24 protein-coding genes are annotated in these 25218 nt (G+C 62.1%); 9 read left to right on the top strand and 15 right to left on the bottom strand.

From position 1 onward, the window contains the following. Position 1 precedes the first annotated feature (1 nt). The 3 genes from secD to ACR0LZ_RS10535 all read right to left on the bottom strand — a co-directional run bounded on the left by secD (position 2) and on the right by ACR0LZ_RS10535 (position 2329). Positions 2 to 1663 carry a protein translocase subunit SecD gene (gene secD / locus ACR0LZ_RS10545; RefSeq protein WP_480749762.1) on the bottom strand — a complete coding sequence of 554 codons (1662 nt, stop codon included), beginning with the start codon at positions 1661 to 1663 and terminating at the stop codon, positions 2 to 4. A 33-nt stretch (positions 1664 to 1696) separates the two neighbouring features. Continuing rightward, the gene (gene yajC / locus ACR0LZ_RS10540) at positions 1697 to 1981 is read right to left on the bottom strand and encodes a preprotein translocase subunit YajC (protein ID WP_480749761.1); all 285 of its coding nucleotides are present in this window, start codon (positions 1979 to 1981) and stop codon (positions 1697 to 1699) included. A gap of 147 nt (positions 1982 to 2128) precedes the next feature. Next, positions 2129 to 2329: a hypothetical protein gene (locus tag ACR0LZ_RS10535; protein WP_480749760.1), complete on the bottom strand. Its 201-nt coding sequence runs from the start codon at positions 2327 to 2329 to the stop codon at positions 2129 to 2131. Between the two features lie 272 nt (positions 2330 to 2601). On the opposite strand from ACR0LZ_RS10535, the gene ACR0LZ_RS10530 reads away from it, so the two are divergent. From ACR0LZ_RS10530 to serS, 6 genes are all read left to right on the top strand, one after another. Continuing rightward, positions 2602 to 2907 (top strand): hypothetical protein, encoded by a 306-nt coding sequence (locus ACR0LZ_RS10530; protein ID WP_480749759.1) that lies wholly within the window; start codon positions 2602 to 2604, stop codon positions 2905 to 2907. A 51-nt stretch (positions 2908 to 2958) separates the two neighbouring features. Further along, positions 2959 to 3894, top strand: a complete 936-nt coding sequence (locus ACR0LZ_RS10525; RefSeq protein ID WP_480749758.1) for a DnaJ C-terminal domain-containing protein — start codon at positions 2959 to 2961, stop codon at positions 3892 to 3894. Further along, the gene (locus tag ACR0LZ_RS10520) at positions 3891 to 4232 is read left to right on the top strand and encodes a chaperone modulator CbpM (protein WP_480749757.1); all 342 of its coding nucleotides are present in this window, start codon (positions 3891 to 3893) and stop codon (positions 4230 to 4232) included. Before ACR0LZ_RS10525 ends, ACR0LZ_RS10520 begins: the two co-directional genes overlap by 4 nt. Before the next feature lie 167 nt (positions 4233 to 4399). Next, positions 4400 to 4816 (top strand): SET domain-containing protein, encoded by a 417-nt coding sequence (locus tag ACR0LZ_RS10515; protein WP_480749756.1) that lies wholly within the window; start codon positions 4400 to 4402, stop codon positions 4814 to 4816. A 207-nt stretch (positions 4817 to 5023) separates the two neighbouring features. After that, on the top strand, positions 5024 to 5227 hold the full coding sequence (locus ACR0LZ_RS10510; RefSeq protein ID WP_480749755.1) for a hypothetical protein: 204 nt from the start codon (positions 5024 to 5026) through the stop codon (positions 5225 to 5227). Positions 5228 to 5550: 323 nt separating this feature from the next. Then, positions 5551 to 6843 carry a serine--tRNA ligase gene (gene serS / locus ACR0LZ_RS10505; protein WP_480749754.1) on the top strand — a complete coding sequence of 431 codons (1293 nt, stop codon included), beginning with the start codon at positions 5551 to 5553 and terminating at the stop codon, positions 6841 to 6843. 53 nt (positions 6844 to 6896) lie between these two features. Here the strand turns inward: serS and ACR0LZ_RS10500 are convergent, their stop codons facing one another. The 5 genes from ACR0LZ_RS10500 to ACR0LZ_RS10480 all read right to left on the bottom strand — a co-directional run bounded on the left by ACR0LZ_RS10500 (position 6897) and on the right by ACR0LZ_RS10480 (position 12177). Continuing rightward, positions 6897 to 7427, bottom strand: a complete 531-nt coding sequence (locus ACR0LZ_RS10500) for a helix-hairpin-helix domain-containing protein (protein ID WP_480749753.1) — start codon at positions 7425 to 7427, stop codon at positions 6897 to 6899. A 51-nt stretch (positions 7428 to 7478) separates the two neighbouring features. After that, positions 7479 to 8465: a fatty acid desaturase gene (locus ACR0LZ_RS10495; protein WP_480749752.1), complete on the bottom strand. Its 987-nt coding sequence runs from the start codon at positions 8463 to 8465 to the stop codon at positions 7479 to 7481. A gap of 161 nt (positions 8466 to 8626) precedes the next feature. After that, positions 8627 to 10081 carry a ribosome biogenesis GTPase Der gene (gene der / locus ACR0LZ_RS10490; RefSeq protein ID WP_480749751.1) on the bottom strand — a complete coding sequence of 485 codons (1455 nt, stop codon included), beginning with the start codon at positions 10079 to 10081 and terminating at the stop codon, positions 8627 to 8629. A gap of 48 nt (positions 10082 to 10129) precedes the next feature. Beyond that, the gene (locus ACR0LZ_RS10485; RefSeq protein WP_480749750.1) at positions 10130 to 11449 is read right to left on the bottom strand and encodes a PQQ-like beta-propeller repeat protein; all 1320 of its coding nucleotides are present in this window, start codon (positions 11447 to 11449) and stop codon (positions 10130 to 10132) included. A 56-nt stretch (positions 11450 to 11505) separates the two neighbouring features. Further along, the gene (locus ACR0LZ_RS10480; protein WP_480749749.1) at positions 11506 to 12177 is read right to left on the bottom strand and encodes a hypothetical protein; all 672 of its coding nucleotides are present in this window, start codon (positions 12175 to 12177) and stop codon (positions 11506 to 11508) included. A 225-nt stretch (positions 12178 to 12402) separates the two neighbouring features. Between ACR0LZ_RS10480 and ACR0LZ_RS10475 the strand changes: the two genes are divergently transcribed. Next, positions 12403 to 13656 carry an efflux RND transporter periplasmic adaptor subunit gene (locus ACR0LZ_RS10475; RefSeq protein ID WP_480749748.1) on the top strand — a complete coding sequence of 418 codons (1254 nt, stop codon included), beginning with the start codon at positions 12403 to 12405 and terminating at the stop codon, positions 13654 to 13656. Next, entirely contained in the window at positions 13653 to 17447 is a 3795-nt protein-coding gene (locus tag ACR0LZ_RS10470; protein WP_480749747.1) for an efflux RND transporter permease subunit, read from the top strand. Before ACR0LZ_RS10475 ends, ACR0LZ_RS10470 begins: the two co-directional genes overlap by 4 nt. A gap of 55 nt (positions 17448 to 17502) precedes the next feature. Here the strand turns inward: ACR0LZ_RS10470 and ACR0LZ_RS10465 are convergent, their stop codons facing one another. From ACR0LZ_RS10465 to ACR0LZ_RS10450, 4 genes are all read right to left on the bottom strand, one after another. After that, positions 17503 to 18150, bottom strand: coding sequence for a MarC family protein (locus ACR0LZ_RS10465; RefSeq protein ID WP_480749746.1), 648 nt, complete (start codon positions 18148 to 18150; stop codon positions 17503 to 17505). A gap of 82 nt (positions 18151 to 18232) precedes the next feature. After that, positions 18233 to 18640, bottom strand: a complete 408-nt coding sequence (locus ACR0LZ_RS10460; protein WP_480749745.1) for a DUF2147 domain-containing protein — start codon at positions 18638 to 18640, stop codon at positions 18233 to 18235. A 59-nt stretch (positions 18641 to 18699) separates the two neighbouring features. Then, complete coding sequence (locus ACR0LZ_RS10455) at positions 18700 to 20490, bottom strand: ABCB family ABC transporter ATP-binding protein/permease (RefSeq protein ID WP_480749819.1); 1791 nt, start codon at positions 20488 to 20490, stop codon at positions 18700 to 18702. A gap of 92 nt (positions 20491 to 20582) precedes the next feature. Beyond that, the gene (locus tag ACR0LZ_RS10450; RefSeq protein ID WP_480749744.1) at positions 20583 to 22067 is read right to left on the bottom strand and encodes a LysM peptidoglycan-binding domain-containing protein; all 1485 of its coding nucleotides are present in this window, start codon (positions 22065 to 22067) and stop codon (positions 20583 to 20585) included. A 126-nt stretch (positions 22068 to 22193) separates the two neighbouring features. On the opposite strand from ACR0LZ_RS10450, the gene ACR0LZ_RS10445 reads away from it, so the two are divergent. Next, complete coding sequence (locus tag ACR0LZ_RS10445) at positions 22194 to 22745, top strand: LOG family protein (protein ID WP_480749743.1); 552 nt, start codon at positions 22194 to 22196, stop codon at positions 22743 to 22745. On the opposite strand, the gene rarD is transcribed toward ACR0LZ_RS10445, so the two are convergent. Genes rarD through ACR0LZ_RS10430 form a run of 3 tightly spaced genes read right to left on the bottom strand, consistent with a single transcriptional unit; the run spans position 22652 to position 25131 of the window. Further along, positions 22652 to 23602 carry an EamA family transporter RarD gene (gene rarD / locus ACR0LZ_RS10440; RefSeq protein WP_480749742.1) on the bottom strand — a complete coding sequence of 317 codons (951 nt, stop codon included), beginning with the start codon at positions 23600 to 23602 and terminating at the stop codon, positions 22652 to 22654. The two genes, ACR0LZ_RS10445 and rarD, sit on opposite strands and share 94 nt — an antisense overlap. A 43-nt stretch (positions 23603 to 23645) precedes the next feature. Further along, entirely contained in the window at positions 23646 to 24527 is an 882-nt protein-coding gene (locus ACR0LZ_RS10435) for a metallophosphoesterase (protein ID WP_480749741.1), read from the bottom strand. A 4-nt stretch (positions 24528 to 24531) separates the two neighbouring features. Continuing rightward, positions 24532 to 25131, bottom strand: a complete 600-nt coding sequence (locus tag ACR0LZ_RS10430) for a superoxide dismutase (protein ID WP_480749740.1) — start codon at positions 25129 to 25131, stop codon at positions 24532 to 24534. Positions 25132 to 25218: the final 87 nt, after the last annotated feature.

Below are 25218 nucleotides of genomic sequence, written 5' to 3'. Positions count from 1 at the left end.
GTCAGACCTCGATCGTTTTCGGGCGGCGGCGTTCGAACCACATCACGATCATAACACGGGTCACGAAGATCGCGGTGAAGACGGATGTGATCAGGCCGAGGCCCAGAGTGATGGCAAAGCCGCGAACGGGGCCGCTGCCGATGGCGAACAGGATCACCGCCGTGATGAAGGTGGTGATGTTGGCGTCAAGAATGGCCGATAGGGCCTTTTCATAGCCGAGCTCGATCGCGCGGGCGGGTCCCTTGGCGGTTCTCAGTTCCTCGCGGATGCGTTCAAAGATCAGCACGTTGGCGTCCACCGCCATACCGACCGTCAGCACGATCCCGGCGATGCCCGGCAGCGTCAGCGTGGCGCCGATCAGCGACAAGAGGCCAAAGATCAGGCCCACGTTGATCAGCAGGGCGATATTAGCGAAGATGCCGAACAGACCATAGCTGAGCGCCATGAAGCCCAGCACGGCAACGAAGGCCACGATGGTCGCCACCTTGCCCGCATCGATGCTGTCCTGACCCAGTTCCGGGCCGATGGTGCGTTCTTCGAGGAATTCCAAACCGGCAGGCAGCGCACCGGCGCGCAGCAGCACGGCCAGGTTGGTGCTTTCCTCGACGGTGAAGCGGCCGGTGATGATGCCCGAGCCGCCGGGGATATGGCTTTGGATCACCGGGGCCGAGATCACCTCGTTATCCAGAACGATGGCGAAAGGGGCGCCGATATTGTCGCGGGTATAGTCGCCGAACTTGCGCGCACCCGAGGTGTTGAAGCGGAAGTTCACCGCAGGGCGCCCGTTCTGATCGAACGAGGGCTGGGCATCGACCAGTTCCTCGCCGGTGACGACGGGGGCGGGTTCGATGATGTAATAGACACCCTCTTCGTCGATCGACGGGATGACTTTTTCGCCTATTCCCGGTTGGGCGTCGGGATCGGTGCCGCGCGAGACGACCGGGTTGAATGTCAGCTGTGCGGTCGTTCCGATGATGTCTTTCAACTCGGATGCGCTGCCGATGCCGGGCACCTGAATCAGGATGCGATCGGCGCCCTGGCGCTGGATGGTGGGCTCGCGGGTGCCGACCTCGTCGATCCGGCGGCGCACGATCTCTAGCGCCTGCCGAACGGTGCGATCGTCAGAGGCCAGTTTTTCAGCCTCGGACAGCTGAACCACGATGACATCGCCGTCGGCGCGCACGTCGATATCCGACGCCCCCGCTCCTGTCAGGGTCTGGATCGGGCGCGACAGGCCGCGGACTGTTTCGAGGGCGCGGGACATGCCTTCGGGCTGGCTGATCCGGATGCGAATCTCGTCCGGGGCCGAGGGCTGCTTGCGGATGGTACCGACCGTCGCGCGTTCGTCGCGCAGCGCGTCGCGGATTTCAGGCCACATCGCCTCCATCCGGGATTCGTAGACATCACCGACCTGAACCTCGGCCAGCAGATGCGCACCGCCGCGCAGGTCGAGGCCCAGATTGACCAGAGACGACGGCATCCAGCCTGGCCACCGACCCGCGACGGCCTGCATCTCGGGCGTATCGTTGCCCAGTTCGATGGCGGTCCGCGCGTCGTTCGATTGCTCGACGCGGGTATAGAACGCATTTGGCAGGGCCAACAGCAGGCCGACCGCGCAGACCGACCAGATCAGAACCCGCTTCCAGGTATCAATTTGCAGCATTACCCTGCCTTTTCAAGGAATTGCGGAACGAAGTTATTTCGCCGGTTCGGTCTTGTTCAGAACCTGCGCGATGGTCGCCTTGACCACCCGCACCTTGACGCCTTCGGCAATCTCGACCTCGATTTCGCCGTCTTCCTTGACCTTGGCAACCTTACCGATGAGGCCGCCTTGCGTGACCACCTGATCACCCCGGCGCAGCGCATCGACCATGGCCTGATGGGTCTTCATCTTTTTCTGCTGCGGACGGATCAGCAGGAAGTACATGATGCCGAAAATCAGGATCAGCGGGAGAAACTGGGCAATTGCGCCACCATCCATGGGATATTCCTTTGTTTTGACGAGGCGGGGTCAACCCCGCAAATTTGCCGGGAACCTATGCGTTGACGCGGCAAGGTGCAAGCGGCGAAGGAGCGCTTGCGCCAGAGAAACTTTGACGTTGCCGCCCGGCTGCATCCGCGTCGACCCTCAACTCAGCCACAGCAACAGGGCCGAGAGCGCGACAAAGGCCAGGGAGGTTGCCGCCAGCAGGGTGATCGAGGCGATGCCCTCCTGCCCCTGCTTCTGCGCCAGCACAGTGCAGACGCCGAACATCGGCATGGCGGCGGACAGGATGACGACACTTTTCCGGTCTGGAGAAATCGAAGCGAGGCCCGGGACAGCCAGCAAGTTTTACCCCAACAAGAAAAACTGGCCGAAACAAACCCGTTTCCACCTGCGATGACAAGCTCTCATTCCCTTCCTGCCGCTTCTTTCTGGTCTCAAATACCCCGGGGTGAATTGCCCGCAGGGCAAAAGGGGCAGCGCCCCTCAACCAATCCGTCCTTGCCAACTGTTGACGTTCCGTCCGAGACGGAATTAGGCTTGCAACAGGTGACGCGTATCTCCTCCGGCTCAAGGGTGGCTGGCCATCCGCGCCGGGGCTTGTCGAGGGCATTGCAATGCATCCATATCTGAATACGCGGCGTCGTGTTCTGTTCCGGGCCGCCCGTTCCTATGACACTGCCGATACCGCCTGGAAGGCCGGGTTGCGCGAAGCTTCGGCGTTGGTTCCGGAAACCATCGGTCGAAGCCGCTGGATGATCGGCAACCCGGGATCGCGCATTCGAAGGCTGTATGACGACCGGGAAAAGGCGCTGCAAAGGCTGGCGGTTGCGCATCTGAAACTGAAGATCGCGCAGGACAGGCTGGCGCGGCGACAAAATGCGCTTTCTCCGCGTACCGTCATGTTGTTGACCCGGTCCTGAGACTGCGCTGATATCGAATGGTATTCAACAGCCACGAACAGGTCGTGACAGATGAACGACGATCCCTATGCCATTCTTGGCGTTACAAAAACAGCGACGCAGGATGAGATAAAGAAAGCCTATCGCAAGCTCGCGAAATCCCTGCATCCCGACCTTCACCCCGACGATCCGGACAAGAAGGCGCAGTTTCAGGCGGTCTCTGCCGCCTATGACCTGTTGGGCGATCCCGACAAGCGCAAACGCTTCGATGCCGGCGAGATCGACGCCAGCGGACAGGAGCGGCCCGAACGGCAGTATTATCACCACTATGCCGGGCAGGATGCGGGGCGCCGTTACGATCCGGGCGGCGGGCCGGGTGACTACGAGGACATGTCGGACCTGTTCTCTGAACTCTTCGGGCGGCGCGCGCGGGGCAGCGGCGGGGGGTTCCGGCAGGAGGTCCATGCTCGGGGTGCGGATACACGTTATCACCTCGACGTGGAGTTCCTCGATGCCGCGCAGGGCGTAAAAAGCAGCGTCACCATGCCGGACGGGAAAAAGATCGAACTCTCGATTCCCGCAGGTGTCAGGGACGGTCAGACCCTGCGCCTGCGCGGCAAGGGCGGGCCGGGTTATGGTCAGGGGCCGGCGGGGGATGCGTTGGTGACCATCGGCGTCCGGCCTCATCCGGTGTTTTCGCGAGACGGCAACGATATCGAGATGGAGTTGCCGATCACATTTGACGAGGCGGTACTGGGGGCAAAGGTCGATGTACCGACGATCTCGGGCACGGTGTCGATGTCGATCCCGAAAGGGGCATCGTCGGGGCACCGGTTGCGGTTGAAGGGCAAGGGGATTGCCCCGCCAAAAGGCGCGGCCGGGGATCAGTATGTGCGCCTGAGAATCATGCTGCCAGACCGGATCGACGCCGGGATGGAAGACATGGCCAGGCGCTGGCGGGATCACGCGGGCTTCGACCCGCGCAAGGATATGCGGAGGCGGGTATGAAACTGGATGAACGCGCCGTTGTTCAGCGCATCGAACGCCTGAGCCTGAGGGAATTGCGGGTCTGGGTTCGCGAAGGTTGGGTGCGCCCGGCGCAGGGCAGGACGGGTCCGGTTTTCGACGAGGTTGATATCGCCCGCCTGCGCCTGTTATGCGATCTGAGAAAGGAAATGTCGGTTCCGGCAAATACCGTTCCTGTCGTGCTGACGCTCATCGACCGTTTGCACCAGACGCGCCGCGAATTGCGACGCCTGACCGATGCGCTGGAGGCAGAACCCGACGAGGTTCGGACCGCCGTGATCGCGCGGTTTCATGCCATGCGGGATGATGCGGAGGATTGATGCCGCCGTGAACCCGGTGCGCCGCAAAGGCAGGACGATAATTTCAGTTGCTTTTTTCCGCGATTCGGCGCTTAGGATTTCCTCGCGCTAGCCGCCGAGCGCGGGGGTTGCCCCCTCTTTCCGGCCCGGAAGGCGGCCCGGCCATTCCATGTAGAAGGAACAGGCGCATGATGATGGTGCGCTGCTACCTCGCCCCCTCCGAAATCGAAGGGTTGGGCGTGTTTTGTCATGACGATATTGCCAGGGGTGACAAGGTCTGGCGGCATGACAGAATGCTTGACATCACGTTCCCCGAAACCAAGCTCGACAATGTCGAGCCGCATGTCCGGGAGTTTCTGGAACGCTACAGCTATCCCGATATCCATCGTCCGGGATACCTGATTCTGGAAAGTGATGAAGGGCGGTTCATGAACCATTCGATGTATCCCAACCTGGATTTTTCGGGCGGGATCTGGGGCGTGGCCAAGGAAGACATCCCGGCAGGGGTCGAATTGACCTGCGACTATGCCGATTTTTTGACGGGTGACATCGTCATGCAACCGCCGCGTCACCGGGTGAGCCGGATCGAGGCGGTTTTGAATTAGTGAACACTCAGGCCGGGCCGCAACGCCCGGCCTTTTTCTTTGGGCAGTTCGGCTTGTACCGGCGAAATGTTCCAATTGTACCGGTTTTCGACCCCCACTTGTTCGTTTTGTACACTTGAATATCCTTGGTTTCAGCCACCTGCAGCGTCTTGGCATCGGCCCGATTTCTGCTCATGATGCACGCCAAACGCGAGTGAGGCCGAGCACGTGACCGAGATACCGATTGAGCCGGAACTGTTCTGGATATTGACAGGCGCGGGTGCGGTCCTGTTTGCCATTCTCGTGGTCTTTGTCGCCCTGCCCGAAGATAACCGCCCGGTCGATCCGCTGGTTCACGGTCAGAAGAAGATGGGGCTGTTGTTCAGGGTTCCGTTTTTGACGGATGCTATTTCAGAAGGACTTCCGGCCTAGAGAACGTTTTATTCAATTGTCGTGTCAGTGCCAGCCTGGTTCGTGACGCTGACTTAAGAGAACTGAAACTAAGCAATGAAACACTTAGCCATATTATTTGCGACGGGAGCGTTGAACGTGAACCCGAGCAAGAGCAACTGCACTGGACAAAAGACTTAACTGGCTGGGAAACTCTTAAGAACATTTGGCGCAGGTGGCAAAAATCCATCGGTTTCGATCCCAATGCCCCCTCGACATGGGATGAATGAACCACCCTACCCTCTGCCAGTCAGTTGAGGCATAAGGCGGGTATCGAGTCGCAATTCATCAAGGGAACCAAACCCATGCACGACATCCGCGCCATTCGCGAAAATCCCGCCGCCTTCGACGCCGCTCTTGCGCGCCGTGGGGACGCGCCGGTGTCGTCGGACCTGTTGCGTCTTGATGAAGAGCGCCGCGCCAAGATCCTGGCGGCCGAGACAGCGCAGGCCGAACAGAACAAGGCCAGCAAGGACGTGGGTGCCGCCAAGGCGCGCGGGGACGAGGCCGAATTCGCGCGGCTGCGCACGCTGGTGGCCGAGAAAAAGGCCGAGATCGCGCGGATGCAGAACGAGGCCAAGGACCTTGACGCGCTGCTGAACGACCAGATGTCGCGCATCGCCAACCTGCCGGCGGACGACGTGCCGCAGGGGGCGGACGAGAACGACAATGTCGAGATCAACCGCTGGGGCACCCCGCGCGAAATGGGGTTTGCGCCCAAGGAGCATTTCGAGATCGAAGCGGTGCAGAACGGTATGGATTTCGAAACCGCCGCCAAACTCTCGGGTGCGCGCTTTGTGCTGCTGTCGGGCGGTGTTGCACGCATCCACCGGGCGCTGGCGCAGTTCATGCTGGACACGCATATCAACGAAAACGGCCTGACCGAGGTCAACGGCCCGGTTCTGGTGCTGTCGGAGATGATGCAGGGCACCGGCCAGTTGCCGAAATTCGGCGAAGACAGCTATCAGACCCGCGAGGGGTGGTGGCTGATCCCGACCTCCGAAGTGTCACTGACCAATATCGTCAGTGATTGCATTGTCGAGGAAAGCTATTTGCCGCGCCGCTATACCGCGCATTCGCTGTGCTTCCGCTCGGAGGCCGGATCGGCGGGCAAGGACACGCGCGGCATGCTGCGCCAGCACCAGTTCGAAAAGGTCGAGATGGTGTCGGTCACGCATCCCGACAAATCGGAAGAGGAACAGAAGCGCATGCTGCGCTGCGCCGAGGGGATTCTGGAAAAGCTGGGCATTCCCTATCGCACCGTGGTGCTGTGCACCGGCGACATGGGGTTCGGCGCGCGCCGTACCTATGACATCGAGGCGTGGCTGCCCGGGCAGGACACCTATCGCGAAATAAGTTCGGTCTCGACCTGCGGCGATTTTCAGGCGCGCCGGATGAATGCGCGCTTTCGCCCCGAAGGCGGCGGCAAGCCGGAATTCGTGCATACGCTGAACGGATCGGGTCTGGCCGTCGGGCGCTGTCTGATCGCGGTGCTGGAAAACGGCCAGAACGAGGATGGCACCGTCACCCTTCCCGAGGTTCTGGCCCCCTATCTGGGCGGCAAGCTGACGCTGCAGCTGGACGGTACGCTGGCATAAGAAAACCGGCGCCGCGGATCGCGGGGCCGGTTTCGACGGGACAAGGGGAGGCGTTACTTCTTCCCCTTTTTCTTGTCCTTCTTGTCTTTCTTTTTCTTGTCTTTTTTCTTTTTGTCCTTCTTGGCCTTGATCTTGTCCTTGGCCTTTTTGAACTTTGCCTCCATCTCGGCCTTTTTCCGGGCGGCTTTTTCGGCCTTGGCCTTTGCCTTGGCTTTCTTGCGGGCCTTGGCCTCGATCTTTTCGAGCTCGGCCGCTTCCTGCGCTGCCTTACGGTCGGCCTCGGCCTTTTGAACCTCGCTCAGGACCACGACAGCGGCCGGTGCCGGGCGGCGGCTTTTGGCCTTGCTTGCCGCCGGTTTGCGACTACGCGTGGCACGCGCCAGTGGTTTCGCCGCGGGTTCGGATACGGCAAGTTCGCGGGCCGCGGCGATCAGGACGGGCGCGCGCGCCTTGCCGATGCCGGGCACCTTGATCAGTTGCTCGGGCGTCGCCTTGGCGAGCGCCGAGACGTTTTCGATACCGTGGTCCTTGAGGGCATTGGCCAGTGCCGCGCCAATGCCGCGTACGAGTGTGACCGGGCTCATTTCTGCTCCTTGTGTTGCCTGGGGCGCGCGTTTCAACATGTATCTATCAGGTTATCCGACCGACGCCACCGGATCGGCCGAAGAGCTGTCGGGGAACGGCACGAGGCGCTTTGCGTCTTCGTCCCACAGCTTGAGATTCAGCGCCGCCACCGCCTCGGGGAACTTGATGCGGCGCGGGGTGTATTCGGGTGGCAGGTTGTAGTGGCAGGCGCGCAACCGGTAGGAGGGGATGCGCGCGTTGAAGTGGTGGATGTCATGCAGCGTGATGCAGGCCACCGACGCATCGAACCACCAGCCGAAATCCAGCGCCGACGAGCCTTGCAGCGCGGCCAGTTGCGGGTCGAGATCGGGGCGGCGATCCCAGTACGTGTCTTCGAAATTGTGCTGCAGATAGACAAGGAACACCCCGAGCATGCCACCGAGGAAGGAAAAGGCCAGCCACAGCAGAACGCCGGTTTTGCCTGTGGCCAGATACAGCAGGCCCAGCATCGCCACGATCGACAGGTTGTGCAGCACCACGCCCCGGACACCGAACCGGGTGGTGTTCTTGGGCCAGCGATAGCGGATGAAATAGGTGAATAGCGCCCCGATCGGCACCAGGAAGAACGGGTTGCGGTAGAGCCGGTAGAACAGGCGCGTCTTCCAGTCCGCCGCGTTCCATTCCCGCAGGGTCATGGTGTGGATCTCACCGGTTTCGCGGTGTTCCAGGTTGCCGACGCCTACGTGATGCAGGTTGTGGTTCTGCTTCATCACCTCGAAAGGAGCAAAGGTGAAGGGCGACAGCACATGGCCGGCCAGTTCGTTTTGCCCGCGCGTCTTGAACAGGGAATGGTGGCCGCAATCGTGTTGCAGCACATAGAGGCGAACGGCGCAGAAGGCAAAGACGATGCCTGCGGGGATCATGATGACCCAATGATCCACATACCGGATCGCCAGCGCGAGCGCGGTGAAATAGACCGCGAATGTGCCGAAATAGCTGAACCCGGCACGACGGTTGTCCTGCACCGCGTATTGACGTGTGTAACTTCTCAGATCCATGCCGTACGCTCCCCACGATGGCTGGCCCAAACTGTGTTCAAAAATGGGTGCGGCCTGCAGGGATGCAAGCCGCGCGCAGAATCTTGTGCGCGCATTCATGCTAACGCCATAGGTCGAGCGTTGTCACGTGTCTGAGGTGAAAATGCTGCGAATTGGCGCAGTTACGCCTTGCGATTGAGGTGCTTGGCCAGCGCACCGGCGTTTTTCTTGCGCCGTCCCTTATAGGGGTTCTTGTCCCCCTGCCCGCGCAGGGTCAGACGGATCGGGGTGCCGGGCATGTCGAAATCGGCCCGCAACCCGTTGACCAGATAACGCGTATAGCTTTCCGGCATCTTGTCGGGGTGCGAGCACATCACCACGAAACCGGGCGGGCGGGTCTTGGCCTGGGTCATGTAGCGCAGCTTGATCCGCTTGCCCTGCGGCGCTGGCGGCGGGTGCTGTTCCAGCATGCCGGTCAGCCAACGGTTCAGTGCCGCTGTCGGCACCCGGCGGTTCCAGACGTCATGGGCGCGCAGGATGGCGTCGTGCAGGCGATCAAGGCCCCTGCCGGTCTTTGCCGACACGGTGATCAGCGGCGCGCCGCGCAGTTGCGGCAACAGACGCTCGAACGCCTCTTTCAGTTCGCGCAGCTTGTCCTGCTTGTGGTCCTCGACATCCCATTTGTTGACGGCCACAACGACGGCGCGTCCTTCGCGTTCTGCCAGATCGGCAATGCGCAGATCCTGCTGTTCGAAGGGGATTGCCGCGTCGAGCAGAACCACCACCACCTCGGCAAATTTGACCGCGCGCAGGCCGTCAGAAACGGAAAGCTTTTCCAGCTTTTCCTGCACTTTCGCCTTTTTGCGCATACCGGCGGTATCGAAGATCCGCATCGGGGTGCCGTTCCAGTCGGTGCGCAGGGAAATCGCGTCGCGGGTGATCCCGGCCTCGGGTCCGGTCAGCAGGCGGTCTTCGCCGAGAATCTTGTTGATCAGGGTGGATTTACCCGCATTGGGGCGGCCCACCACGGCCACCTGCAGCGGTTTGGACGCGGTGATTGCCGGAACCTCGCCGTCTTCCGCATCTTCCTCGTCCAGATCCACGTCGGTTTCCGGCGCGTCCTCGGCGGCCTTCTCGGCCATCGCATCGGCCAGCGGCATGAGATGCGTGTAAAGGTCGGTCATGCCCTCGCCATGCTCGCCCGACAGGCGGATCGGTTCGCCCAGCCCCAGACCGTAAGATTCGAGCACGCCCGCATCCGCCGCCGCACCTTCGGCCTTGTTGGCCGCGAGAATGACATGATCGCAGCGCTTGCGCAGGATGTCGGCAAAGATCTCGTCCACCGGTGTGACCCCGGCACGGGCGTCGATCAGGAACAGGCAGACATCGGCCATGTCCACCGCGCGCTCGGTCAAGCGGCGCATGCGGCCCTGCAGGCTGTCGTCGGTGGCATCCTCAAGCCCCGCCGTGTCGATCACGGTAAAGCGCAGATCGCCCAGGCGCGCCTCGCCCTCGCGCAGGTCGCGCGTGACGCCTGGCTGGTCGTCGACCAGCGCCAGCCGTTTGCCGACAAGGCGGTTGAACAGGGTGGATTTGCCCACATTCGGGCGCCCCACGATGGCGAGGGTCAGGGACATGTCACTTTACTTTCAAGACTCAGACGCGCCCTATAACGCGTCTGGCCGTCAACGGAAAGCGTGCAATTGGCCCTTGGTCGACACGACATAGAGCGTCTGCCCCGCCACGACGGGCGCGGTGGACGCCCCGCCCGGCAGTTCGATGCGGCTGGTCATGACGCCGTCTGCGGGATTGTAGAAGCGCAGATATCCATCGCCCGAGGCGATGATGACCTTGCCGCCCGCCATGATCGGGCCGTAATGGGCATAGACCGCGCCGCGCTTGCGAGGCTTGTCCTTGACAAAGCCGGGAAGATCGCGCGCCCAGATGGTCGACCCGTTCGAGGCGTTCACACGCAACAGCTGATTGCGGTCGCTGACCATGAAGATGCTGTCACCCACAGGCCAGACCGGGCCAAGCGCGCCTTCGCTGGCGGTCCATTTCCGCTCGCCCGAGTCGGCCTGGAAGGCCACGGTGCGTCCGGAGTGGTTGCCGACATAGATCGTGTTGCCCGACACCACCGGCCCGCCGGTCACGTCACCGATCTGGGCGACGGCGCGACCCTGACGGCCACCGGCGATGGAAGCGTTCCACCGCACGATCCCGCCCCTGCGGAAGCTGGACGTGATATCGCCGGAGCCAAAGGCAAAAACCACCAGGTCCGAGGTCATGGCAGGGGCCGGAGCGCCCAGAACATTTCCGACGCTGGGTGTCGCATCGACCTGCCAGGCAATGCGCCCGTCCTTTGTCCGGATCGCCCAGCCGGTGTCATCCCCGGCCACCAGATACAGAAGCCCGTCGCGAATCGTTGGTGTGCCACTGCCGGTGGCGTTCAGCCGCTGCTGCCAGCGGACAGCCCCCGTATTGGCATCCAGCGCGGTCAGCCGGCCAAAACCCGAAGACACATAGAGAACGCCGCCATCATAGGCCAGCCCGCCGCCGGTGGCCTGTTCGGCGCTTTCACCCGTCGGGATGAGGTCGGTGCTCCAGACGGTTCCTCCTTGCGGCGTCACCGCGGTGACGGTGGCCGCCGAATCAAGCGTATAGATCAGGCCGCCAGCAACGACCGGGTCGGCGGTAATCCGTTGCCGGCGGGAATCGCCGCTGCCGATCGAGGTCGACCAGATTTGTTGCGGGGCGGCGCGCAGCGCGGGATTGGTGGTGCGATAGGCCGCCGTGCCGGGGCTTTGCGCCCAGGTCGCATTGTTCTGTTGCGAAGGAAGGCTGATGGGCTTGGACCCTGCCGCCTTGCTTACGGTGTCTTCGATGGGACGGATATCCTCTCGCTCGCCGGGCAGGATCGCTTCGGGTGGCTGGCATGCACCCAACGTCATGATCGCCAGCCCCATCAGCGTGACCCCAAGGCGGGGAAAGGTCGTATTAGCCATCGTATTCTGAACTCGCCTGTGTTTCACCAATGACCCGGGTCCGGGTCAGATCCGTTTCAGCCCTGCTGTCCGGGAATGGGTTCGGGCTTGCCGCCCAGCGCCACAATCAACTGTGTCGCGCGCTGTTGCAAGTCAACTCCGACCTCGGCGTCCTGCCGCAGGGCTTCGAGACGCGACAGGGCGGCGCTTGCATCGCCTTCGGAAATATCGATCAGGGCAAGCTGTTCCTCGGCCAGAAGGCGCAAGGGTGCGCCCGGCTGGGCCAGCGCCTCGAACTGTTGCCGCCGGTCGGCCACAGGCAGGGCGTCGCCCTGAATCAACAGCGCCTTGAAGGCCGCGATCTGGCGGTAAATCTCCGGCACTTCGCCGTTGGAAGCCACCTGATTCAATCCCTGAGCGGCGGAGTCGGCAGAACCGGAGCTTGCCTGGGCAGCTGCGATCATCATCTGCAGCACCGCGTCGCCACCGGCGGATTCGGCATTGATCTGTTCCAGACCGGCTGCGCGGCCCGCCGCGTCGTTCCGGGACAGGGCGGCGATGATTTCATCGCCCAGCTTTTCAGCCGCTGCCGTGGTTTGCGCCTTGCGGTATTCATTGAACGCGGCGCCACCCACGATGGCGACCACGGCCAGCGCCCCGACCCAGCCCCATCTTTTCAGCATCAGGAACAGGCGGTCGCGGCGGACCTCTTCGGTCACCTCATCGATGAAACTGTCAACGTCACTCATCCCTGCCCCCGGGTGTTGCTTCAGGCTGTACCGCGCCTGTCATACCCCGCAGCAACTTGCAAGCCAAGTACCCCGGATCGACCAATTCGATCTCCCTTGCGCTGTCAGTCCAAAAAAAATAAACTGAACTAGTCCGTTCAGTATGGACAAGTCGATTATGAGTCCCCATCTGATACCAAATGCCGTTGAGTTCCGTTGTCAGGACAGATTTGAAAAGGGCACACGATGCGATTGATCCCCATCCTCACCGCTTTTCTGGTGATCACTGCGCTTTACCTGCTTGTATTTGAAAGACCGGCCCTTCTGGCCTTTGCCGGGTATGAAGCGGCGGCGGCACAGCCGCAGGCCGATCAGACGGGCGATGACGTTGCGGAAGCCGGTCAGGACGCCGCCGATCCGAACGCCGTGGCGGTTGTCGCCCTGCGTTCTCAGGCGCGCGAGATTGACAGCGCGGTGTTTCTGAGAGGCCAGACCAAGGCGAACCGCCAGGTCGAAGTGCGCGCCGAGACCACCTCGACCGTGATCTCGGAGCCCAAGCGCAAGGGCGCATTTGTGAAGACCGGTGATCTTTTGTGTGAGCTTGATCCCGGTACGCGATTTGCCGATCTGGCCGAAGCCAAGGCAAGAAAGATCGAGGCGGAAAGCCGGCAGCCGGAGGCCGAGGCGCTGTTGGATGAGGCACGCGCCCGGCTGGCGGAGGCGGAAATAAACAACACCGCCGCCCGGAAACTTTCGGAAACGGGGTATGCCTCGGAAACGCGCCGCGTCTCGACCGAAGCCGGGATGCGGGCCGCTGAGGCGGGGATCAAGACCGCCGAAGCCGGACTGGAAACAACGCGCGCGGGAATCGAGGCCGCAACCGCCGCCGTGGCCGCAGCCGAGCGGGAAATCAACCGCCTGACGATCGAGGCGCCGTTCGACGGGTTGCTGGAAAGCGATACCGCCGAATTGGGCAGCCTGATGCAGCGCGAATCGGGCAGCCTCTGCGCGACCGTGATTCAGCTTGATCCGATCAAGCTGGTCGGTTTCGTGCCGGAAACCGAAGTGAACCGGATTGCGGTCGGGGCCGAGGCCGGGGCCACACTGGCCACCGGTCGTCAGGTGCAGGGCCGTGTCACGTTCCTGAGCCGGTCGGCCGACGAGACCACCCGGACATTCGAGGTCGAAATCACCGTTCCGAACCCGGACCTGACGATCCGCGACGGCCAGACCGCCTCGATCGCGATTTCGTCGGAAGGGGCCAAGGCGCATCTGCTGCCGCAATCGGCACTGACGCTGAACAATGACGGCCAGTTGGGCGTGCGCACCGTGGCCTCGGGCAATGTGGTGGATTTCCTGCCGGTGCGCCTGTTGCGCGACACGACCGAGGGCGTCTGGCTGGGTGGCCTGCCTGAAACCGTTGACGTGATCGTGGTTGGTCAGGAATTCGTGACCAAGGGTGTCGCCGTAGCGCCGACCTATCGGGAGGTCTTGGAATGATCGGCATCGTCGACTGGGCCGCCAAGCGCGCCCGGATGGTTCTGGCCTTTATCGCGATCTCGCTGGTGGTTGGCGGGTTTGCCTATGTCAGCCTGCCCAAGGAGGGCGAGCCGGATATCGAGATCCCCGCCCTGTTCGTGTCGGTTCAATTTCCCGGCATTTCGGCGGAGGACAGCGAAAACCTGCTGGTCAAGCCGATGGAGACCGAGCTGGCCGATCTGGACGGGCTCAAGAAGATGAGTTCGACCGCCGCCGAAAACTATGCCGGCGTGGCGCTGGAATTCGAGTTCGGCTGGGACAAGACCGCGATCACCGCCGATGTGCGCGACGCGATGAACACGGCGCAGGCCGATTTCCCCGAAGGGGCCGAGCAATATACGCTGAGCGAAATCAATTTCTCGGAATTTCCGATTGTCATCGTCAACCTGACCGGGGCGGTTCCGGAACGGACAATGGCGCGCATTGCCAAGGATTTGCAGGATGATCTGGAAGCGCTGGATTCGGTGCTGGAGGCCGGAATCGCGGGCAATCGCGACGAATTGCTGGAAGTGATCATCGATCCGCTGCGGCTGGAAGCCTATAACGTCACCGCAGCCGAACTGATCAACGTGGTCCGGAACAACAACCAGCTGATCGCTGCCGGTGAGGTCGAGACCGAACAGGGCACGTTTTCGGTCAAGATCCCGTCATCGTTCACGACCGCGCAGGATGTCTATGGCCTGCCGGTCAAGGTCAATGGCGACCGGGTTGTGACGCTGGGGGAACTGGCCGAGATCAACTATACCTTTGAAGACCGCGAGGGCACCGCCCGCTTTGACGGAGAGCCGACGGTTGCCCTGCAGGTGGTCAAGCGCAAGGGTTTCAATCTGATCGACACGGTTCAGGCGGTGAAACAGACCGTCGCGGCCTCAAGCGAGAAATGGCCCGAAGAATTGAAAGCGGCGGTCGAGGTCGGCACGTCGAACGACCAGAGCCGCGTCGTGGGATCGATGGTCAGCCAGCTTGAGGGTTCGGTCCTGACCGCCATCGCGCTGGTGATGATCGTGGTTCTGGCCTCGCTTGGGTCGCGCGCGGCGCTGCTGGTGGGGTTCGCCATTCCCACCTCGTTCCTGTTGTGCTTTGCCTTCCTCGCCGTGATGGGCGTCAGCATCTCGAACATCGTGATGTTCGGTCTGATCCTTGCGGTGGGCATGCTGGTCGACGGCGCCATCGTGGTTGTCGAATATGCCGACAAACGCATCAAGGAAGGCGTCGGCCCGATGCACGCCTATGTCGAGGCGGCGCAGCGGATGTTCTGGCCCATCGTGTCGTCGACAGCAACGACACTGTGCGCGTTTTTGCCCATGCTGTTCTGGCCCGGCATTCCAGGCGAGTTCATGGGCATGCTGCCCGTCACGCTGATCTTTGTCCTTTCCGCTTCGCTGGTGGTGGCGCTGATCTATCTGCCTGTGATGGGAGGGGTTTCGGGGCGACTGAGCCGGGTGTTCGGCCGCATCTCGGACTGGCTGCGCGTCCGAACGCCGTGGCTGGTGCGGGCCGCGCTGGTACCCCCTGCGCTCTACACGATCTTCCTGGGCGCGATGCAGCTATTGAATCCGCATTACCTGCTGCCCGAGGGTGCGTCGGGTGGCACGCTCCTTGGCGTGTTGCTGTTCCTGTTTGGTGCCTTTGCCGGGTCGGTGACGCTTGGGGCGGCGCGGATCGAACGGACCGATGATCATGTGCATTCCGCCGAGGAACACACGCTGTTTGGCCATTTCATCAAGTTCCTCGTTGGCAATCCGATCATGCCGATCGTTTCGATCGCTGCTGTCGGCTTTGCGGTGATGACCGTCATGAACATCTATGGCGAGAACAACCGTGGCGTGGAGTTCTTTGTCGACAGCGAACCGGAACAGGCCACCGCTTATGTCCGGGCACGCGGCAACCTTTCGCTGACCGAAAAGGACGCGATGGTGAAGGCGACCGAAGCGGTGATCGGCGCACACCCGGCGATCACCAATATCTTTGCCTTTGCGGGTGAAGGCGGGCTGAACCAGAATACCGGAGGCTCGCAGGCACCTGCCGACACGGTCGGTCGGGTGCAGTTCGAGATCACCCCATGGGAGGACCGCCCGAAGGTGGCCGAACCAATGCTGGGCGGCCTGATGTCGCGCGAGGTTGTCGCGCCGGACTATGCCGGCAACACGGTGATCGAACAGCTGAACACGGAGTTGGCCAAGCTGCCCGGTTTCGAGGTCGAGATTGAGGTTTTGGGCCGCGGCCCGGCCTCGGCCAAGCCGGTGCACTTGCGTATCAAGGGCGATGGCTGGGAGGATCTGACCGCCGCCACGCTGGCCGCACGGGAAAAATTCGAGACCACCCCCGGCCTGATCCGGATCGAGGACAACCTGCCCCTGCCCGGCATCGACTGGCAGATCGACGTTGACGTGGCCAAGGCGGGCCGGTTCGGCGCCGATGTGGCCACCGTCGGCGCGATGGTGCAGCTGGTGACGCGGGGCATCCTGTTGGGCGAAATGCGGCCCGAGAGCAATGACGAGGAAATCGAAATCCGCGTGCGCCTGCCGGAAGAGGACCGGGTGCTGTCGACGCTGGACACACTCAAGGTGCGCACGCCCGACGGGCTGGTGCCGCTGTCGAACTTTATCACCCGCAAGCCGGTCGACAAGCTGGCCCAGATCAACCGGGTGGACCAACAGCGTTATTACGACGTCAAGTCCGATGTCGAAAGCGGGCTGATCAAGGTTGTGGCAACGGATACGGACGGGTCGGAACAGACCCTCGCCATCGTGCGCGAAATCGAAGAGGGAACCTCCGCGCAGGACGTGACGGTCGAAAGGGCCGACGGCAAGACCTATGCGCTGGTTCGACTGTTCGACGTCGAAAACGCGGACATCCTGCAGGACCGGATAGATGCCGAAGAGGCGCGATTTGCGCCGATCAACCCGAATGAACGTATCGTGGCGCTGACCGAATGGCTGAACACCAGCCCCTTCCCCAACAGCATCAGCTGGGAATGGACCGGCGATCAGGAGGATCAGGCGGAAAGCCAGGAGTTTCTGTCCAAGGCATTCCTGGCGGCGCTGGGGCTGATGTTCGTGATCCTGCTGGCGCAGTTCAACAGCTTTTACAATTCGGTTCTGGTGCTGCTGGCGGTGGTGCTGTCCACCACGGGCGTTCTGGTGGGCATGCTGGTGATGGACCAGCCGTTTTCGATTATCATGACCGGAACCGGGATCGTGGCGCTGGCCGGTATCGTGGTGAACAACAATATCGTGCTGATCGACACCTATCAGGAATACAGCGCCTATATGCCCAAGATCGAGGCCATCGTACGCACAGCCGAGGCGCGTATCCGCCCCGTTCTGCTGACCACGCTGACCACGATGGCGGGCCTGACGCCGATGATGTTCGGCCTGTCGCTGGATTTCATCAATGGCGGCTATTCGATCGACAGCCCCACGGCGCTGTGGTGGAAGCAGCTGGCCACGGCGGTTGTGTTCGGGTTGGGCATTGCCACTGTGCTGACGCTGATCGTCACCCCGTCGTTCCTGGCGCTGCGGGTGTGGGTCACGACCTATGCGATCTGGCTGGGCCGCGCGCTGGCGCGTCTGACCGCCGGCCGGTCCAGCCGTATCGCGCAGGACATGGCCCTGGGCCGGGCGGCGAGCGGAATGCAGGCAACCGAGGTGATTTGGGAGGACAGCACGGCGCCGGAGATCCGCGATGGGAGCCCGAAAGACCCGGAAAGCACGCAGCCGCCAACACCACCGCTCAAGGCGGCGGAGTAACGGCCAGGGGCCAAAGCCCATATTTCCCGGCGGGAACCTGCGCCGGGAAATGCGTTCAGACCGGCAATTGGATAGAAAGCACAAATTCTTCAACGCCGGACAGCATGAGTTCCACGGAAACTGCGGCCAACAGAATTCCGAGGACGTTTGTGCCGATCTGAATTGTCGTGTTGTTCAGGTATCGCGTCACGACGCCTGCAAAAATCATGGATAGCCAGTACTGAAGCGCGGTGACGACCGCAACGGCGCAGATCGCGGCGAAATCGGAAAGCGTTGTCAGCTCGCTGCTGAAAACGATGGCCGTCGTGAACAGTCCGGGTCCGGCAAGAACGGGGATCGTCAACGGGTAGACGCCGATATCCTTCTTTGGCGGCACGGGCATGTCTTGCGACGACTGGGCGGGGTCTTCGTTCTTGTCCGGGTTCAGAAAGAGCATCTTGAATGCAAGACCCAGAATAATCAGTCCTCCGGCAATTTTGAAGGACGGTAGATTGATGCCAAAAATCAGGAGGACCTGATCTCCGACTATCACGGTCAGCATCAGCACGCAGAACATCGTTGCGGCTGCGATGAGCGAGGTTCGCAGGCGCTCTGCGTTGTTGAAGCCTTGTGTCATGGCGACAAAGACGGGGACTGTATAGAGCGGATTGACGAACGCAAAGAGCGCAAGCGAGAAATCGATAAACAAGTCCTGATTGAACATATGCCCTCCCCAAGGTTGACGGCTTGATCGTTTCATTCCCGCCCGAAACAGACTCTGGCTGTTGATGTGACGCGAAGAAAACTCAGAGCCGCGTCCAGGACTGGTGGCCGCAGATGTGGTGGGCGCAGCCCCTGACCTTGAGGGTGTTTCCCTTGAGCGTCATCTGGGGCACCGCCTGAACGTTGACCAGCGGCACCCAGAAAGTACCGCCGCCGTATTTCCCGCCGCCTTCACTGGTGACCCCCCAGAACAGCCGCTTGCCGATATTGGGGGTTTGGACTTTCTTTCCCGACGGATCATAGGCCGAAAGGATCTGACCGCAGAACTTGTCACCACAGGCGGATATCCGGATGTGCGATGTCAGGTTCTTGCGGTCTGGCTGCGTTTTCCAGACGCCGATGATCGGATCGGCGTATACAACGGCTGGCAGCAAGAACGGGCTTGCGGAAAGGGTGGCCAGGGTCAGGGTCATTCGCAGGTATCGATACATGATGAGACCTCCGGAATCAGGGCCCCATCATATCATTTCCCTTGCGCCCGACAAAGCTGTCAGGCGGCGTCGGCATCCGCCTGCTGGCGGCTCCAGAGCTGGGCATAGCGGCCGTCGCGCGACAGCAATTCGTCATGCGTGCCCTGCTCGACTATCTCACCGCGTTCCAGCACCACGATGCGGTCGGCCTCGGCAATGGTGGACAGGCGGTGGGCGATGGTGATCACCGTGCGCCCCTCGCCCGCGCGGGCCAGAGCGCCCTTGATTTCCTGCTCGGTCTCGGTGTCGAGCGCCGACGTCGCCTCGTCCAGAAGCAGGATCGGCGGGTTCTTGAGCAGGGTTCGGGCAATGCCCACGCGCTGTTTTTCACCGCCTGACAGTTTCAGGCCGCGTTCGCCAACGCGGGTGTCATAGCCCTCGGGCAACGTCACGATGAAATCATGGATTTGCGCGGCGCGCGCGGCCTCTTCCACTTCGGCCTGGCTGGCCCCGTCGCGGCCATAGGCGATGTTGTAGCGAATGGTGTCGTTGAACAGCACCGTGTCCTGCGGCACCACTCCGATGGCGGCGTGCAGGCTGGATTGCGACACGTCGCGCACATCCTGTCCGTCGATCCTGAGCGCCCCGACGGTGACGTCGTAGAACCGGAACAGAAGCCGCCCGATGGTCGATTTGCCCGAGCCGGTGGCGCCGACGATGGCGACGGTCTGTCCTGCCGGGACAGTCAGGGAAATGCCCTTGAGGATCTCGCGATCGGGGTCGTAACCGAAATGGACCTTGTCGAGCGCCACCTCGCCGCCATTGACCCTGAGCGCAGGCGCGTCGGGTTTTTCGGTGACTTCCGAAGGCTGTTCCAGAAGCTGGAACATCTGGCCCATGTCCACCAGCGCCTGACGGATTTCGCGGTAAACCGTGCCAAGGAAGTTGAGCGGCACCGTGATCTGGATCATGTACGCGTTGACCATGACGAAATCGCCCACCGTCAGCGTGCCGTTCTGTACACCGAGAGCCGCCAGAACCATCACCCCGATCAGGCCGCAGGTGATCAGGAAGGATTGGCCGAAATTCAGGAGAGCCAGCGAATAGGCCGTTTTCAGCGCCGCCTGCGCATAGGCCTTCATCGATACGTCGTAACGTTGAGCTTCGCGGTCTTCGGCGTTGAAATATTTGACGGTTTCGAAGTTCAACAGGCTGTCGATGGCGCGCTGGTTGGCCTCGGTATCCTGATCGTTCATCTCGCGGCGCAGCTTGACCCGCCATTCGGTCACCGCAAAGGTGAACCAGATGTAAAGCGCGATGGTGACGGCGACGACGACCAGATACCAGACATCGAAAAGCCACATCAGGATGATGGCGACCAGCAGCAGTTCCAGGATCAGCGGCCCGATGGAGAACAGCAGAAAGCGCAGCAGGAATTCGACGCCCTTTACCCCGCGCTCGATGATGCGGCTGAGACCGCCGGTGCGGCGGGTGATGTGATAGCGCATCGACAGGCGGTGAATATGCTGGAAGGTCTCAAGCGCCAGCGCCCGCAACGCCCGCTGTCCGACCGGTGCAAACAAAGCGTCGCGCAGTTGCTGGAACCCGACCGTCAGCATCCGAGCAACGCCATAAGCCACGGTCAGCCCGACCGCGCCCAGCAGCATCGGCGGCGCGCCGTCCTTGGCCAGACTATCCACCGCGCCCTTGTAGAGGATCGGCGTATAGACGGCGATCAGCTTGGCCAGCACCAGCATAGCCATCGCCAGGATGACACGTTTCTTCACCCACGGCTCGTCCTCTGGCCACAGGTATGGGGCCACCTTTCGGATCGTGCGCCAGCCCGAGGCGCGGTCGTCCTCGGGCGGCATGTCGTCGGAATGCAAAGGGGCCAGACGTCTCATCGCGTACCTTGATTGCGGTCAGAGATAGCCCTTGGCCCGGGAAAGGCCAGAGGCAGGGATCATTCGGGGATAGTGAAGACCTGCCCCGGGTAGATCAGATCCGGGTCGCGGATCGACTCGCGGTTGGCGTCGAACACCCGCACGTACAAAAATCCGTCGCCATAACGTTCGCGCGAAATGGCCCAGAGGGTGTCGCCCTTTTGCACGGTCACGGCACGAATTGCCGGCGCAGGGGTTGGGGCTGGCACCGGCGATTCAGTCTCTGCGATTGCCGCAGGCGCTGTTTCTGCAGTTGTGGTCGTGGCGGGTGCCTCGGTGGACGCTTCGGCGGTAACAACCGGAGTTGCTGGTTGCAGAACCTCAAGTGACTCCCGTTTGAACGGGGTTTCAAGGCGGCTGAGAACGGTGCCGTCGCCGCCGATCTCATCCAGCCGCAGGGTATAGATACCGGGTTCGATGCCTTCGATCTCTCCGCGCCATCTGCCCTGATCGCTGGTCGGCATGTCGGTGATCGCGCGATTGTCGAGATAAAGGCGGATCACGGCGCGCGGCTGGGCGCGGCCCGAAAGCTGTACATCGCCGCTCTCGGAATAGCCGATCGTGTCAAGCGTGACCTGCCCTGTTGGCACGTCCGCCTGTTTGGCCGGGGATTGAACCAGTTCGACGCCGTCTTCTCCGGAGCGGAGAATGGCAACCTGGCCCGTGCTTTCGGGGGCGGGTGTTTCGGTGGTTTCGGGCTGAGGGAGCTGTTCGGCGCTGGCAGTTTCAGCGGTTTCCGCCGGTTGGACGGTTTCGGCGGTATCCGTGTTGGTCGAAGCGTCTGCGGCGTCATCGATTGCGGCCGCTTCGGTGCCCTGCTCTTGCGAGCCCGTGTCTGTATCGGCCTGTGCGACTTGCGCCGCTGGTTCTTGCGCCGGGCTATCCTGCGGATCGGCGGACGCGGTTTCCTGCGCAGGTTCGGCGGCGGGTTCCGGCGCAATGCTCTCGGCGCTCGCAACCTGTTCCGGCTGGGGCTCCGGTTCTGGCAGAGCGGCAATCAGATAGTCGTCGGAGAGTTGTTTCTGCCCATCAAGTTCGCCTTCGAGTACCAGCCCGCGGGCGGCATCGCTGAAGGGAAGTGACAGGAACTCGGCAAAACTGCCGCTGTTGTCGACGATAAAATCGTGCACTTTCGCACCATCCAGCAGAACCGTGATGGAACTGCCCGGCACCGCGCTGCCGGACAGCAAGGCATTGCCGTCTTTTTCGACATAGATCTGATCGAGCACGGGGGCCGGGTGTTCGGAAGGGGCCGGTTCCTTGGCCGCGGCGTGTTCTTCGGCCTCTTCGGTTGCGGACTGCGGATCCGTGTTGCCCTCTTGCGCAGGTTCCGCCGTATCCTGTGGCTGCGGTTCGGCCTGCGCCGCCTGCTCTGCCGGTTCCGGCACAGGCTCGGGTGATGTCCCGAAAATCCCGGTGTAATACAGAACTCCTGCCCCGATCAGGGCAACACCCCCGGCGAGCAGCCCCCAGGTGAAACTCCCGCTTCCCGACTTCGCAGCCATTTCAGTCCTTTCAATCCGTGGCGTGTGCCATCCCCAGGCCGGCATCCGCGCCACGCAGTTGAGCCAGCTTACCAATCCCGCTATCACGGGTCAAAAGCTCTGACACAAGCCCGGAAAGGCCGTTTCATGTCCCAGAAATCCGTCTGTGTGTATTGCGGGTCACGCAATGGTGCAATCCCTGCCTATTCGGACGCGGCAAGGGCGTTTGGCCAGATGCTGGCCGTTCAGGGCTGGCGGCTGGTCTATGGCGCCGGAGATTTGGGTCTGATGGGCGAAGTTGCGCGCGCGGCCCAGGCGGCGGGCGGTGTGACTTTCGGCGTAATCCCGGTTCATCTGGTACGCCGTGAGGTCGGCAAGACAGATCTGACCCATTTCGTCATCACCGAGACGATGCACGAGCGCAAGAAGGTGATGATCATGAACGCCGATGCGGTCGTGGTTTTGCCGGGTGGACCGGGGTCTTTGGACGAGTTGTTCGAAGCGCTGACATGGCGGCAGCTGGGACTGCACGACAAACCGATCCTGATTCTGAATGTCGATGGCTATTGGGACAAGCTGCGCGAGCTTCTGGATCAGGTGATCGCTCAGGGTTTTGCCGACCCGTCGCTGGGGGAGTTCCTGATCTGGGCGGACACACCAAGCGCCGCCATGGATGCCCTGCGCGCGGCCCTGTCCTGAGCGAGCGCCGAGACCGAAAAGATCGCAACCGCCGTCCAGATCAGCGCAAATGCGACCTGGTGCCAGAAGGTGAAGGGCTCGCCAAAAACCAAGACGGCGCAGAAGAATTGCAGGGTCGGGTTGAGGTATTGCATCACGCCCACGGTGGACAGGCGGACGCGGCGGGCCGCATAGCTGAACAGGATCAGGGGCATCGCCGTCAGCGGGCCGGCGAGTATAAGCAGCAGGCTGGTGCGCCAGTCACTGGCGAAATGCCCCTGCCCCATGCCGTGATACCAGGCCAGAACCGCCAGCCAGAACGGCAGGTAGATCAGGATCTCGCAGGTAACGGACACGACTGGCCCCAGCGCCAGTTTCTTTTTCACTGCCCCATAGACGGCAAAGGTCGAGGACAGGATCAACGATATCCACGGCGCCACGCCAAGGCCGACGGTCAGCACGATGACCGCCAGAGCGGCAAGCGCGATGGCGCCCCATTGCGCGATACCAAGCCGTTCGCCGAACCAGAACCAGCCGATCAGCACCGTGATCAGCGGAAAGATGTAATAGCCCAGCGACGCTTCGGTCGCCTTGCCGATCTGGATCGACAGGATGAACACGAACCAATTGGCCGAGATCATCGCCGCCGCGAGGGCAATGACGGCCGTCTGCCTGCGCCCGGCAAAGGCCGAGGCAATCTCGTGCAACCGCCCCTGAAGCGCCAGCATTCCGGCGAAAAAGACGACGGACCACAGCGTGCGGTGCGACAGCACCTCGGGTGGTGGAACATGCGTCAGGAGTTTGTAGAACAGTGGCGACAGGCCCCAGATCGTGCAGGCCGCGACCATGGCAAGGATGCCCTTGAATGCTTCTGTCATGATCGCCCTCCGCCGCCACCGGAACCACGGGGACGGGGCAAGGTCAAGCGCTGATCTCGATCAGGGTGATCTCGGGCACCACACCGAACCGGACCGGCAGGATCGAACACCCGATGCCGCCTGAGACAACCAGATCGCGCCCATCTTCGCGTACGTGCCCATAGGCGTAGCGATTGCCGAACCGCGAGGGGACAATCGGGGAGTATCCGAACAGGCGCACCTGCCCCCCATGCGTATGCCCGGAAAGGGTCAGGGCCACGCGGGCGGGAACCTGCGGAAAGATATCGGGCTCGTGCGCCAGCAGGATGACCGGATCGTCATCGGTGATCTGCGCCAGCGTTCCGGGCAAATCGTCCAGCCCGTCGAACCTGCCCCCGCCCCGCACCAGCGCGAGCTGATCCTCCAACCCTGCCAGCCAGGTGCCGGATCGGGCCAGTTTGACGGCGGCGTTGGACAGGACGGGAATGCCCGCTTGTCTGAGCGCCTCGCCATAAAGATTCGGACCACCGCCACGAGCCTGCGCCGACAGGTCGTCCCACCAGTCGTGATTGCCCAGGACCGCATAGACACCTTCCGGGGCCGAGAGTTTGACCAGTACCGGCACCAGGTCGCTGATCGGCACCGGTTCGGTCACGAACCGATGCCCCGCCGCGAAATCGCCCAGCAGCACGATCAGGTCGGCACCCAATGCGTTGGTGCGGCGCACCAGGCGTTCGACGCGGCTCAACCCGACAACGGGTTCACCGACATGCAGATCCGCGATCACCGCGATACGCAGGGGCCGTGCTGTCCAGTCGTCGCGCCGGATGATCCAGCGCCGCACCCGCAGGCGCAGGGCCGGTTCGATGAAGAAACCGTAGGTGGCCGCAAAAAAGGCTGCCAGCAACGACGCCAGCAGCCCCTTGATAAACCCGCGTCGGGTCAATCTATCACATCCGGGACGCGACGTTTTCCCAGTTCACCAGATTGTCGAGGAAGTTCGACAGGTAAGCCGGGCGCTTGTTGCGGAAATCGATGTAGTAGCTGTGCTCCCACACGTCGCAGCCCAAGAGCGCGGTCTGGCCGAAGCAGAGCGGGTTGACGCCGTTCTCGGTCTTGGTCACGGCCAGCGAGCCGTCGGCGTTCTTGACCAGCCAGCACCAGCCCGAGCCGAACTGACCGGCACCGGCGGCGCTGAACTGCGACTTGAATTCGTCGACCGAGCCAAAGCTTTCGGTCAGAGCCTTTTCCAACTCGCCGGGCATGGCGTTGCCGCCCGGGCCCATCATCTCCCAGAACTGGTTGTGGTTCCAGAGCTGGCTGATGTTGTTGAAGATGCCGTTCTGTGCCACCGCGCCGGCGTCATAGGTGCCGGTGATGATCTCTTCCAGGCTCTTGCCGTCCCATTCGGTGCCCGCGATCAGCTTGTTGCCGTTGTCGACATAGGCCTTGTGGTGCAGATCGTGGTGATATTCCAGCGTTTCCGCCGACATGCCCTTGGATGCCAGCGCGTCATGTGCATAAGGAAGATCAGGAAGTTCAAAAGCCATCTCGGCCCCCTGTTGAAATATGAGTTGCGTTCCCAAGTTTACATGCTTTGGCAGCGCCGCGAGGTCAAGGGCCGAGACAAGAAAACC

The organism is Ruegeria sp. CI1, from assembly GCF_056536925.1.
The sequence above is the reverse complement of the archived record's forward strand: the minus strand, read 5'-3'. Positions and strand labels throughout refer to the sequence as shown.